The sequence below is a fragment of the Candidatus Zixiibacteriota bacterium genome, from assembly GCA_040752815.1.
GTDB lineage: Bacteria > Zixibacteria > MSB-5A5 > GN15 > FEB-12 > JAGGTI01.
Genome location: JBFMGC010000020.1, coordinates 33,271 through 46,182, shown reverse-complemented (window position 1 = coordinate 46,182; position 12,912 = coordinate 33,271). Strand labels below are relative to the sequence as shown.

Here is a 12,912-nt window from a genome sequence, read left to right as displayed (position 1 = left end):
CACAGAGTACAGGCAGGCGAGGGCGTCGTCGGTCGCGCCGACATAGAAGAATTTGCGGGCGGCTTCGAGAGCGAGCAGATGAATGTGGGGGGCGTCTCTCAAATCGGCAGATGAGGGCATCTGCCGGGCACTCTCAGAGTGCTGTAAGTCGGCGGATGGGTGCCCGACTGAACTGGACCGGGCACGTTTCAGGTCGGGGGTGTCGGTGTCGGGTTTCTCCCCCGGCGCTTCGGCCGGGGCCGGAACCCGACCTACGCCACTGCCGGGCACGTGACTGGCTGTAGCGATACTACTTACTTCAAGTGCAATATTAAGTAACTGGCGCAACTCATTGGGCAACAAGTCGATAATGGCGCATTCACTTATGTCATGCTCCAGCAGTGATGAGAACTCGTCGAAGTAGTTGCGGTATGATGGATCGTCGTGGAATTGGCTCAGGCTGGGCCAGAAATCGGCGAGCTGCAGCAAGCGAAGATCCGCGGCGGGCTGGCTTTCGAGGCGGCCGCGGAGCTGTTCGAAACTTCGGGCGAATGCGAGCGGCGACGGTTTCATTTACTGGTACAGGCGGATATCAATTGTTGTGTCCGGGTCAACCGGGCCAATCATAACCGGCGTTCCTGCCAATGCCGATACCAGATTGGTCCGTGATTTCTGAGTTACGACAACTTTTACCGGGCCGAAATCGGTGCGGCCATCGAGTTCGACCACACGAATCGAGAGCTGTTTGCCCTCGGTGCGGCCCTCGAAACGAATATCGATGCGGTCATGCCGATCGGTCTGCAGGGTCATTTCGCGGGTGTACTCGACCTTGTCCGGATCGTAGGCAAGCGGCTCCAGCGCGAATACCGCGTCCGGCATTTTGATCTGCCACTTGAGCTGTTCGAGATTGGTGGCAGGGGAAAGATCGAGCTCGGCGCGGCCGTGGGCATCGGTGACAAACTCCCGCCCCAGTTCGGGCAGCTGCACCATGATGTGGGCGGCAAGGCGCGGTTCCTCGGACTGGATTTGCAGGTAATCACGCCCTTGCTCGGTGTTACGCATGATCTGGACCACCACCTCGGGGCTTTCGGAGTATAACGTGGCGATCTTACGCACGGCGGGCTGCTTGCCGGAGGGGCCGTCGGCAGCGAGATACGACACCTCGGGGCGCTCCGAAATGAGCGGTTTGAGGTCGACTACCAGGCTGCGAAGCGCGGATTCGTACAGCGAATCCCGCAGGCGAGAGAACTTCTCTGGCAGTGATTCGGCCGCTGTCGGTTCGGTAGGCTCGGCGAGCTGCCGGTAGTTCCGGCAGAACTCGGCGCAGAACTCGCAGGCCTCGACATGGTCGGAGATTTCCTGCCGGCGCACCAGGTCGGCCAGGGTGCCGTCTATGTACAAAATCAGGTCATCCCGTGACGGATGCATACTACGCCCTTCCCTTATTCATCTGGTAGGTAGTCTCCAAGCGGCCAGATTGTGGAATCTTCACGGAGGATTCGACGGACCTCTTCGAGCGCCTGGCGGGAGAGAGTGTCCATAACGTACTTGTAGCGGCTTTGGTACTCTTGCTGGTTGATATCATGCCGTAGCTCCAGGAAATATGACGGGATCGAGTCCGCCGCGCCGGAGAGGCACAGGTCGTTCAGCCAGGTGCAACAGGCCTCGATAACGGCGTGGGCGTCTGATTCGGCCAGGCGGCCCTTTTCGATATACGCCCGCGCCCCGACATCACTTATCCACAGCGACGCCCGCTCAACCGCCTTGCGGATTTTGCGAAGGCGCAGCTCGCCCAGCGGGCCGGAGGGGCGGTCCTGGGTATATTCAAGGGCATCGACATACTCTGCGTTGACCGCGATCATGGTGCTGATCAGCGAATTGAGGGCGACCTCATTCCGGTACTCGGTTTCGGCATCAAGCAACTCAAAGATCCGCATGCACCAGTCAGCGCGGCTGTTGGTGTTAAGAAAGGCGTCCAAGACCAACTCATACAACCTGTCGTCGGGAATGGTGTGACAGCTCTCCCGGAGCTGGTGTTTTCTCTGGCTGAGTACAATGTAACTGTGCCTGTCGCCGGGCCGTTTCATGACGGTGTAGGTATGGGTACGCAAGATGTCAGTGACACGACGCTTCAGCAGGGCCACTTGTGGGTCGGCGCCGCCTTTGGCGGCGGTTACAGCTTTGCGGATGAACCCGCCCAACAGGATGTTGAAATGCCGTAGCAGCTCGTTATCAGGGACTCTCTGGAAATGGGTGAGGCCATGCCGCTTCAAGTAGAAGAATATGATGAAGTACGGATGGCCTTTTTGACTGGCAAGAAACACGCCCAGTATGTCGATGGTCATATCGGAAAGAGCCCGTTCGGCCTGGAGTTGGTCGACAGGGAGCCGCCAACCCGAGGCGCGTAGTTGCCTTAAACAGGACTTGGTATGGTCCACGCAAAGGCCGAAGAACGCGTCGAAGGATTTCGGGGTGCGCGGGGAAATCAGGAACAGCCTGAAGACCTCTGCCGTGGAGACCTGGACCTCTTTATGTGACACACTGGCGGACGTGGTGTGAAACTCCCTCTTAAGTTTAGTTTCACTTACTCTAAATTATAATCAGGCGACGGGGTTTTAGCAAGGAATGGGCGAGGTGTAGACCAGGCCCGGCGCAGGTGTGCGCGTGCCGTGTGGCCGTTTTGTGCGACGTTGCGCTACTGGGTCGGGAAGTCAGGCTCGGCCAGAGCTGCTACTGGGATCGCTTCAGCCCGGTGCCTCCTGCCGCGAAAGATGCCGCGGAACCACCACACGCAAAGGACAACAATCCCCGCAAGCAGGATGATTGAACCTATAGACGATATCTTGTGCATGGTCTCGTACCGGACAGGGTAGATGCAGAGGGCGCTGGGCAAGCCGCCGAGGCCGTTGAGTAGCATCGGAAGGTAGGTGCCGCCGATGCCGACAAAGACGACGACCGCCACGGTCCGGTCCGCAAGCGATGGCCGGCGGAACTGCTCCCAGGCCGGCCACCATTGCATCATCCCGGCCACAAACGATAGAAACACGCCGCCGAGTACTACCAGGTGAAGGTGAGCGGTGGCGGTATAGCTCTTGTCCAAAGTCAGTCCCACAGCAGGGGTTGCGAGAATTACCCCGACAAGACCGCCGAGAATGAGGAGCGTGGTCTGTGCCCAGATCAGCGCTACCGATGTCTGCCGCCAGGGGTGCACCCTCGTCAACATCACGATCCAACTCAAGATTAGCACAGACATGGGGGCCACGGACAGAAGGCCGAACATGCTCCCGGTCAGAGCGACCGGCTGTGACGACGTGCCGAGTAAGTTCTGTCCCCACATCACGAGGCTAAGCTGACCGAGCAAAAGGCCCGCAATCAGTACGGCCCGGCGCGCGAATACGGTTGTTCTGCTCTGCTCCGACAGGATGGCCAGCGTGATGCCAATGGCGGGCAGGATTGTAGCATAAGTTACCGGACCGACATAGGCCCAGAACAGGTGCTGGTACCGCACGATGCCGTCGGGCTCGAGCAGTTTGAATAGCGGAGTAACATTCCACTGGTGGAGTGACAGCTGCACCAAAGTGATGAGGCGAATGGGCGAGACGACCAAGGTCACCAGCGCCGCGATTAGAAAGAACCACGCCACCACCGGAAGCCGGGCATACGGCACCGTGCGGTGCGTCTTGCTCAATATGGTGGCAGCGATCACGAAGTGCATCAGTCCGGTGGATAGACAAAGCAGCAGTAGTCCTGCGACGAGCAATTGAAAGGCGCTCGATCCGGCCGGGGGAGGCATCAGCATGGTCCAGCCGCCGTCGTAGGCGCCGAGCTCGATCGCCGCAACAACCAACGCAGCGCCGGAAAGATGACAGATCCATCCTATTAGGTTCAACCTGCTGTAGGCCAAATCGCTCGCGCCTATGGCCGAGGGCAGCACCAGGTTTCCCATCACCGCCGGGAGAAGTGGCAAAAGCACTGCAAACACCATAATCAGGCCATGGTGGGTGATAAGACGTCCGAATAGCTGGGAGTTGATGATACACGACGGGGCATCAAAGAGCTCGAGTTGCATCGCCATTGCAGCTATCGCACTGACCAGCAGAAACACTATAATAGTGAGCAGGTAGAGATTGGCTATGCGACGGGAATCAATCGAACTAACCCAGCTTTGGGACTTCTCCATGGTTGTCGTCACTCTCGTATCGATTTGTCAAACATCATAGGTCCTTGACTCGGAATCGTCGGACACCAAGCCAGAGCGGCGCCGCAGTCCAGACTACCAATGATACGGCGGCGATGGCCACTCCCAGGGCCGTTCCAAAAAAGCGATTGAACACCGCCCCGGTATATCCCATGAGCGCGGCCCAATCAGTGTTAACCAGCAGCGTCACCCGCGCCAGATCGATCGGGTTGGCCATGGAGGCGAGCAGCAGCGGGGTTTCGAGAGGATAATCGTCGAACGCCATCGCCGCCAGAAGGACGAGACCATCGTACACCAGAGCCGTGAACAGCCAGATGCCCAGAGTTGCGGCGAGACCCTTTCCACGGTCATCGAACACAATCGCTACCAGGAACGCCAGCGCCAGGAAGATCGCGGTGAGAAAAGAACCGATCAGGAGCAGCACCGCGAGGGAGTAAAGTTGCTGGGTCGACCAGTCACCAAACACTGCCGCTGGAACACCCACGCCGATTATGAGACCGAATACGAGAGCACACAGCAGGCCGATATACATGCCGAAGAAGACTGTCCGCCGGGTAACCGGCTGAGTCAGTACCAGCTCGACAAATTCTCGCGAGTTGTAGAAGTAGATCGTGCCAAAGAGCGAGCTGACCATCGGGATCAAAAAGAGTGATACGCTCATCAGGCTGACGGCAACTTTAGCCGATTGCGCTTGCATGTAGAACAGCCCGGCGGTAATCACCATGAAGAACGCGGTATATAGCAGGCCCCAGCGGTTGCGGGCCACATCGCGAACGGCATACCAGGCCAGGTGCAGTGTCAGTGTCATGCCGCGTTCCTTTCCAGCAGACGGGCCACCGCCATCTCGAGCCGAGGCTCAGCGGTCTGGAGCTTCAGTTCCCGAACCGAGCCATGATAGCGTACACGACCCTCCAGCAGGACGATAACGTCTTCAGCGACTTCATCCAGGTCACTCATTATATGGGTCGTCAGGAGGATCGTCCGTTCCTTCTCCTTGAGGGACAAAATGTACTCCTTCAGACGGGTGTTGGTTAGCGGGTCGAGACCGGCAGTCGGTTCATCGCAGATAAGCAGCGCCGGGTCATGCATGCAGGCAAGCACAACGCTCAGCTTCTGGCGCGTACCGCCGGACATGGCCCGCACCCGCTTGCCGAGCTCGGTCTCCAGGCCGAACAGGGCGATGAGCTCGCTTTCGAGCGTGGTCGGCTCCGGACGCAGCCCCTTGACTACCGCTATTGTCTCCCGGCCGGTAAGATCGAGCGGAAACCTGGCTACCTGCGGCACATAGCCGAGATGTCGCCGATAGTCACTCGAACCGTTAAGCAGATAGCCGCCGATCGAGATGCTTCCGGAAGTCGGTTTCACGAGACCCAGCAGGCATTTCAGAAGCGTGCTCTTCCCGGACCCGTTGGGGCCAATTATACCGGTTACACGGCCACGCGAAATCGAGAGATCGATTTCGTGAAGGGCCACGAATCGGCCGTAGCGTTTGTGCAGGTGGCTGATTTCTATCATGAGAGGGGCCTCATTCGAGGTGACGGGTCGATCAATGACTCAGGAGTAAGCGTGGGCAGGATCCGCTCCGCGAGATTCAGGACATCGACAAGCAGACTGCGCACGAGCACGAGGGTCGACGGATCGGATTCTACGAGCAAGCTGAACAGGCTGACCGGGCGATACGGTTCGTCGCCGAATCCATCGCGATCCAGATCATAGCCGCGATACGAGCTCCAGTAGTTGCCGCGGAAGGTGCTGAACGATTGCCTGCTGTTAGTAGCGACGTTGAAGGAGTTATCGATGAAGTCGTTGTCCTCAATCCTGCTGTCCACGCAGTTTGCCATGATCTTGAGCGCCCAGCCGTTGGCGGTAAAGCGATTGCCGGTCATCCGGACTCGGTCTGAGCCTTCCATGAGAATGCCGACTGAATTCTGCGAAAAGACATTATGAATCACGCGGCTGTCACGGATGTCCTTGAGCAGGAGGCCATACGATGCGCCGCCCCAGCTATCGGCGAAAGTGTTGTCTTCCATGTGGACATTGGCGGTATACATCACCGCGACGCCCGAGCCATTGTGGACGAAGCTGTTCTTTACGTAGCGGCAACTGTCCGAGAACATGAAATGCAAACCGTATCGCAGGTTCTGCTCGCTGATGTTGTTTGTTATTATGCTGTGCTTGACGAATTCGAGGTAGATACCGTCGCGGTGACCTCGTATGGTGTTACCGGTGATAGCGACATCCTTGCATTGCCAGAGATGGATACCGTTGCCGGCCGAAGTCAGGTTTTCCGAGGAGCCGCCGATCTCATTACGAACAATCCGGCAGCGCTCAGCTCCGGCGAGGTAGATCGCAAAGAACGTGTCTCGAAACCGGTTGCCGCGGATTTCGCAATTGCGCGCTCTCGTGATCGTGACGGCGGCGTTCTCCTTTAGGAAACTGACCGGGACATTCCGGAACTCAATCCCGGTGATACTCACATCAGGTGCTGTAATGTCGACCAACGGACCCACACCGGCGGCATCGAGTATCGGCCAGTCCACACCTTCCAGGGTGACCGACTTATCAATCCTGAGATCGGTTTCCTGATAAGTGGCCTGTGAAACTCTGATCGTGTCGCCTGATTCGGCCAGCGCGAGCGCCGATCCGATCGATGTGATATCCCCCGCCGGTTGCACATGCAGCACTCTGCCGGTCGCACTGCTTGTCAGGAACAGCAGTACACCGAGCAGCATCAGCGCCAAAGTGTCTGTCAGGCGAACCGAGAGTTTCACGATTATAACCCGCAATCGCCGGCTGCTACTTCAGGTTCCACGCCTTGGTCACCAGAGCCTTGGTCTCATCCCAGGTGACTATCGAGCCGCCTGCTCTGGCAATCAGACCGGCCGCCTTGGTGTGCGAGTCGACTGCCACCAGGCCGATCCCCATGGGGCTATTCTGGTGGAGGGTGGCGACAATCAGCGCCGCGTCGGCCTTCATAAACGTGCGCGGGCTGTTGAAGTCGGTTACCCAGCGGGAGTGAATCGCCAGATCGTTCTTTGTGGAGTTAATGTCGGCGGCGGCCATGCATTCGATCGAATCGAATTTCAGCACCCTACCCTTGGAAGTAATGATCTCGGTGCCGAACTTGTCGTCGGCAATGGTCATCTTGCAGTAATCGCACTCGTCGGTGCCGTAGTTGATCTCCGACGGTGTATACCCGCTGCAAGCAGCCAGAAGCCACACCAACAACGCAGAACTGATTCCGATGGTAGTGACTCTATGCCACATTGACGGCTCCCTTTCTATGACGCACGACCTCGTACAACCATGCGCCGGATGCGCTCGAAAGGGCGAGTATAACCACCCACCCGGCGGCGCCCGGCAATGATATCGCCTTGAAGTTGAGCAAGTTTTTGGTGCCGATCAGAGGCGGCTGATAGCTCAGGCCGGGCACCTTGATTATAGCATGTTCCGTATCCAGGTTGTGTCCATAGTCGTAGCCCCACAGATAGAAATCCACCAGGCCGGCTACGCACACGAGAACGAATATCGCTATCCACGCCAGCAGGAACGAACGTTTGCCAACTATCGCGGCCACAAGTCCCAGTATCATCAGGGCGCGCATTACCCACGGCATGATGCCAAGTTCCGGGATCGACTCGGGCACAATCTTCTTCATGCCGATATAGTGATTCAAATTGTTGATCTTGTTCAGATCGCCCTCATGCTGGCCCTGGATCTGGTTAATCCAGATCTCCATGCCGAGACCCTCCGGATACTGGGGGGCGTCCAGCGTTATCTCCCAGAGGGGGAAGTAATAGGTAAAGGCCAGCGCCAGGGCGGCGAGTGCAACCAGTATTCGCGACCAGACAGACATGTGCCCTCGCTGTGTTTGACCCGCCTGTTTCAGGCTCGGCCGATGCGGCGATCCCGTATATGATGCGGGATCGCCCTGGGCTGAAGCAAGCTGCATTTCTCGATCTTTCGCCTTTACGAGGACACGCGTATCCAACCCTGCATCTCCTGGTGCAGCGCGGAACAGAAGTCGGTGCAATAGAACGGGATCACGCCGGGTTTCTTCGGCTCCCAGAGGATCGTGCGCGTCTGACCCGGCATGATTAAAAGCTCCGAGGTCGTCGCACCCATAACGCTGAAGCCGTGTGGGACATCCCAGTCCTGTTCGAGATTCGTGACGTGGAAGTACACCTTGTCACCGACCTTGATACCTTCGATGTTATCCGGCGCGAAGTGCGTGCGGATAGTGCTCATGTATATGTGTACGGTCTTGCCGTCGCGAACCACCCGAGCTTCGCCCTCGGCCTTGATGGCGTGCGGGTTGTGGTTCTCGTTTAACGGGTACCAGCGCACTGAACGCTCCCTTATCAATGTCGCCGGACAAGCCTGCGCGTAGTGCGGTTCGCCGATAGTCGGGAAGTCCAGTAGCAGCTTCATTTTGTCGCCTGTAATGTCGATAAGCTGCGCTGCCTGAACCAACTCTGGCCCGGTAGGCAGGTAACGGTCTTTCGTAATCTTATTAAGCGCGACCACATACTTGCCGTACGGCTGCTTGGTGTCGCCGCCCGGAATCATCAGGTGGCCGATGGAATAGTAAGTCGGGATACGATCGACCACTTCCCAGGTGCCGAGCTTCCACTTGACAATCTCCGACGAGAGGAACATCGACGTATATCCATACCCCTGACCGTCAAACTCGGTGTGCAGAGGGCCGAGACCCGGTTCTTTTACTTCGCCGGCCAGAACCGACTCGTACCTGAGAATCGGAATTCCCTCGAACTCGCCGTCGAATTCCTGGTTCTCGATCGCCGCCTTGAACTTGGTGAACGAGTGCACCGGGATTAGCGCCGCCAGCTTGCCGCCGGCTACGATGTATTCTCCGGATGGATCAACATCACATCCGTGCGGAGACTTCGGTGTGGGTAAGAAATACACGAGGCCCGGGTTCTCGGCCGCGTTCAAAACTGTCACATCAGTGATGACCTCGGACTGGCCGACATCGGCGGCGTCCACATAATTGTGGCAATAACTAACCGACCAGCTCTTGCCTTTGCCCTGAGCGATCAGCTCCTCGGCCAGTTTCCAGTTGACCGCGGCGATAAAGTCCTTGTCGTTCTGAGAAGCGTTGACTTCGAGCTGGGTGTTAGCCTGCTCAGAATTATAGGAACTGAAGAACGACCATCCGTGCGACGGCCCTTTGCCGGAGCGCGACAAATCGTAGTTAATTCCCGGTACGAGAATCTGGAAGGCGACATTCATCCGGCCCGTAGCGGAATCGACCTTTATGTACGAGATCGTCCCCTTGAAATTCTCTTTGTAGGAGTTGATTGGCACATCTCGCTGGGGAATCGGTACGGAAAAACGGGTGGAGGCCACGACATACTCGGTATTTGGAGTGAGGAAGGGCGAGCCGTGATTGCCGCCCGAATTGGGAATCTCAATGGTCTCGACCGTCTCAAACGTGGAAAGGTCGATTCGCGCCACGCGTGGCGTGTTGTTGCCGTTGATGAACAACCAACGGCCATCGGTCTGGCCGTCAGTGACCGACAGTTGCGGGTGATGAGCGTCATCCCACGGGATGAAACCGTGCGAGGTCATCAGCAGAGGCTTGGTTTCCTCGGAATAACCGTATCCTTTTTCCGGGTCCTGGCTGAACACCGGAATCACACGGAACAGTCGCCCCGAGGGCAGACCGTAGACCGAGACCTGGCCGCTGAATCCGCCCGACATGAAGGCGTAGAACTCATCGTAGCTGCCCGGCGCGACATACACCTTGGCCGGGGCATCGCCGAAGCCGCCAACTTCCTTGTTCTTCGCGCATCCGGTGATCAGCCCGATCATTAGCAGGCAGACAAAGCCCGCTGTTGTAAAAGTGAGGCTGCGGTGAAACATCTCAATACTCCTCGTATCTAAACGTTAACGCACTTGTATTCGGTTTAATTACTGGTCGGTGGGGGAGGTGGGGTCCCGAATCCCGGTTGCTCCTCAGGCGGCACGGCCGGTTTATCTCTCTCCGAGCGGAGAAATGCAAGGAGCGCCATGGCGTTGTCATTGGTGATCCCCTGGATAGTCATGAACTGAGCATACTGAGCCACCATCTTCTTGCCGTCAGGGTGCAGCTTACCCATCTGCTCAGGATTGAGAATCTGGTTGAGCACGTACGAGTCGGAACGGCGTTTGGTGACATCACGAAGCGGCGGGCCGGTCTTTTTCTGATCCAGGTAGTGGCAGGTCGCACACTTCTGGATGAAGATCTGCTTGCCTTCTTCAGCTTTAGCCGGATCAACCGCGGCGACCGGCGTATCTTCAGTGATCGGACCGATGCCGTGTTCGGTCTCCCAGGTAGTCAGATTGCCCTGGGCCCAGCGGGCCTGGCGTTCGGCGTCAGTTTCGGGAGCTGATGAGCAGCCGACTCCGAACCATGCGGCTGCGCACATCGCGCCCAGTACAAACACTGTCACCGTAGTGATCTTGGATCTCATCGCGTAACACCTCATATTACTATTGATTCCTGGCGTTGGTGGATGCTTGGATGTGCAGGTCGGCAGCCGAAAAGCGGATTTCGCCGTTTGATATCCGGCCACCCAATGCACGTTCTTGTCTACATTATAAGGTTTCATTTTCTGAAGTGGTTAATGTCAAATTCACGCGCCAGGCCTGCCAGTGTAGTCTTTTCGCACATGCGCCTGAGGTCCTCACGTCTTTTGGCCCAGGCATCGTGAAGCGGGCAGGGGGTGCTCTCGCCGCACCGGGGAAGGCCGAGCGCACATTCCGAAAAGAGCGCCATGCCGTCGATCGCGGCGATCAGGTCGACCAGCGTTATCTCTCGGGCCGAGCGGGCCAGCCCGATTCCGCCGTTCGGACCGCGGAATGACTCCATGATCCGGGCCTCGGTCAACTCCTGCAAAATCTTGGTGAGAAAATGGAAGGAGAGACCGAGCTCGTCGGCCAGCTCCCGGATAGGGATAAACCGACGCCCGTCGCGGGATTCCTTGACCGTCACTAAGAGGGCGGCGCGGATTGCGTATGTACAGCCTTTCGAAAACAGCACCAATAAGTTCCTGATTTAAGACTCTTCTATCCGAACATATCGGCAGGTAACGCCTCCGCAAGTGAAAAAATGAACTTTTTTTGGGGTTCGAAAAAGAGCACCGGACAGGTGGGCCGCTCAGGTTATCGAGTGATAACTTAAGGCTGTTTTTCATATTCCGCTCGTCCCGATTTCTGGTTGTGCCGTAACTGGTTACTGGTTATTGTTGAGCCTACGCCGGAGTGGTGGAATAGGCAGACACCAGGGACTTAAAATCCCTTGGACCGTAAGGTCCGTGCCGGTTCAAATCCGGCCTCCGGCACCACTTGGAGCCACCGCCCCGTATCACACATCAAAAATCTTCCCCGGGTTCAGGATGCCGTGCGGGTCAAACTGGCGTTTGATCCGGCGCATAAGCTCGACTCCGGCGCCGTGCTCGCGTTCGAATAGGTCCTTGTGTCCCAGGCCGATGCCGTGCTCGCCGGAGATTGTCCCACCTAACTCGATTGTCTTCTCAATGATGCGATTGTTGATCTCATGCGCCCTGGACCACTTAACGGTGTCGGTGCGGTCGGCCAGCATCAGTGCGTGAAGCAGCCCCATACCGACATGGCCGAATGTGAACATCGTGACGTTGTTTTCATCCCCAAGTCGGTGACAGAACCCGACCATCTCAGGGAGTTTCGATATCGGAAAGGCAACATCGTTCCTGACGATGCTTAACCCCGACTTGAAGTGCTTGATGGCGTCGGTGGCCCAATGGCGAATCTCCCACGGACGCTGGCCCTCCGGCAGAGTGAGCGGCTCGGCGCCAAGCTCCAAACAGATTGACTCAGCCAGTTCGCTGTTGGACTCGAGCACCGGTTCGGGGCCATGGAACTCGAGGAAGAGCATCGGCGCCTCGCGAAGGCCGTAACCCTTGAGCTTGTTCAGAGCTGTTGCCAGGTGACGATCGAGAAACTCGATAGCGGCAATGTCCAGCCCGTAGCGGCGCATTTCCGAGACCGCCCTGGCCGCGGCGACCTCCGTGCCAAAAACGTATGCGGTTTGTTGGCGGCCCTCCGGCAGGCCGGCCAACCTGAGAACGATTTTCGAGATTACTCCGAGCGTGCCCTCTGATCCGGCCACAAGATCTACCAGATTATATCCACTCGACCGTTTGATTGCCCGGCTGCCGATTCGAATGACATTGCCCTCTCCGGTCACCAGTTCGAGAGCGAGGACATACTCCCGTGTACCGCCGTACTTGACCGAATAGATACCGCTCGCGTTTGTCGACACCATGCCGCCGACAGTGGCGATGTCGCCCGAGCCTCCCGGCGACGGCGGAAAGAAGAGGCCGTCGTTTTTCAGTTTCGCATTCAGATGATCGTAGATGATCCCCGGTTCGACCTCGATCTGCAAATCTTCGGGCCAGTAATTGACGATGCGGGTCATTCGCGTCAAATCGAGCACGATACCGCCCGCCACCGGGATAGTCGAACCCTCGAGAGCGGAACCGGCGCCGCGAGTCGTGACCGGCGTCTTAGAGTCGATGCAGGCGCGAATTACTGCGGCAATCTGTTGCGGACTCGTGGCCCACACGACTGCCGCGGGGACAACCGGCGAAATGGAGGATTCATCGTGCGAGGCTACCTGCAGTTGATCAGCCTGGGTCGATACCTGATCCGGCGACAGGAGGCTGCGAAGGGCGCTGACTATGTCCATGGTC

The 12,912-nt window shown here is 57.6% G+C and carries 13 protein-coding genes and 1 tRNA gene; 1 reads left to right on the top strand and 13 read right to left on the bottom strand.

Annotated elements, in window-relative coordinates:
• From AB1772_06960 to AB1772_06905, 12 genes are all read right to left on the bottom strand, one after another.
• Positions 1–552, bottom strand: a 552-nt coding sequence (locus tag AB1772_06960) for a hypothetical protein (GenBank protein MEW5796086.1), incomplete at its 3' end; no start/stop codon positions are given.
• Entirely contained in the window at positions 553–1,407 is an 855-nt protein-coding gene (locus tag AB1772_06955; GenBank protein MEW5796085.1) for a hypothetical protein, read from the bottom strand.
• Positions 1,408–1,421: 14 nt separating this feature from the next.
• The gene (locus tag AB1772_06950; GenBank protein MEW5796084.1) at positions 1,422–2,324 is read right to left on the bottom strand and encodes a hypothetical protein; all 903 of its coding nucleotides are present in this window, start codon (positions 2,322–2,324) and stop codon (positions 1,422–1,424) included.
• A gap of 350 nt (positions 2,325–2,674) precedes the next feature.
• Positions 2,675–4,171, bottom strand: coding sequence for a cbb3-type cytochrome c oxidase subunit I (locus AB1772_06945; protein ID MEW5796083.1), 1,497 nt, complete (start codon positions 4,169–4,171; stop codon positions 2,675–2,677).
• 22 nt (positions 4,172–4,193) lie between these two features.
• Positions 4,194–4,985, bottom strand: coding sequence for an ABC transporter permease subunit (locus tag AB1772_06940; GenBank protein ID MEW5796082.1), 792 nt, complete (start codon positions 4,983–4,985; stop codon positions 4,194–4,196).
• A complete protein-coding gene (locus AB1772_06935; protein MEW5796081.1) occupies positions 4,982–5,692 on the bottom strand; it encodes an ABC transporter ATP-binding protein in 711 nt (236 codons plus the stop codon). Before AB1772_06935 ends, AB1772_06940 begins: the two co-directional genes overlap by 4 nt.
• A complete protein-coding gene (locus AB1772_06930; protein MEW5796080.1) occupies positions 5,689–6,948 on the bottom strand; it encodes a nitrous oxide reductase family maturation protein NosD in 1,260 nt (419 codons plus the stop codon). Before AB1772_06930 ends, AB1772_06935 begins: the two co-directional genes overlap by 4 nt.
• Before the next feature lie 25 nt (positions 6,949–6,973).
• Positions 6,974–7,444: a nitrous oxide reductase accessory protein NosL gene (locus tag AB1772_06925; protein MEW5796079.1), complete on the bottom strand. Its 471-nt coding sequence runs from the start codon at positions 7,442–7,444 to the stop codon at positions 6,974–6,976.
• Positions 7,434–8,129 carry a hypothetical protein gene (locus AB1772_06920; GenBank protein MEW5796078.1) on the bottom strand — a complete coding sequence of 232 codons (696 nt, stop codon included), beginning with the start codon at positions 8,127–8,129 and terminating at the stop codon, positions 7,434–7,436. The genes AB1772_06925 and AB1772_06920 overlap by 11 nt, the downstream gene beginning before the upstream one ends.
• Positions 8,130–8,146: 17 nt before the next feature.
• Positions 8,147–10,063: a Sec-dependent nitrous-oxide reductase gene (gene nosZ, locus AB1772_06915; GenBank protein ID MEW5796077.1), complete on the bottom strand. Its 1,917-nt coding sequence runs from the start codon at positions 10,061–10,063 to the stop codon at positions 8,147–8,149.
• A 44-nt stretch (positions 10,064–10,107) separates the two neighbouring features.
• A complete protein-coding gene (locus tag AB1772_06910) occupies positions 10,108–10,653 on the bottom strand; it encodes a cytochrome c (GenBank protein MEW5796076.1) in 546 nt (181 codons plus the stop codon).
• Positions 10,654–10,787: 134 nt separating this feature from the next.
• Positions 10,788–11,222, bottom strand: a complete 435-nt coding sequence (locus AB1772_06905; protein MEW5796075.1) for an Rrf2 family transcriptional regulator — start codon at positions 11,220–11,222, stop codon at positions 10,788–10,790.
• Positions 11,223–11,437: 215 nt separating this feature from the next.
• On the opposite strand from AB1772_06905, the gene AB1772_06900 reads away from it, so the two are divergent.
• Positions 11,438–11,526 (top strand) — tRNA-Leu (locus AB1772_06900).
• A 20-nt stretch (positions 11,527–11,546) separates the two neighbouring features.
• On the opposite strand, the gene AB1772_06895 is transcribed toward AB1772_06900, so the two are convergent.
• On the bottom strand, positions 11,547–12,908 hold the full coding sequence (locus tag AB1772_06895; protein ID MEW5796074.1) for an FAD-binding oxidoreductase: 1,362 nt from the start codon (positions 12,906–12,908) through the stop codon (positions 11,547–11,549).
• Between the last annotated feature and the right edge of the window lie 4 nt (positions 12,909–12,912).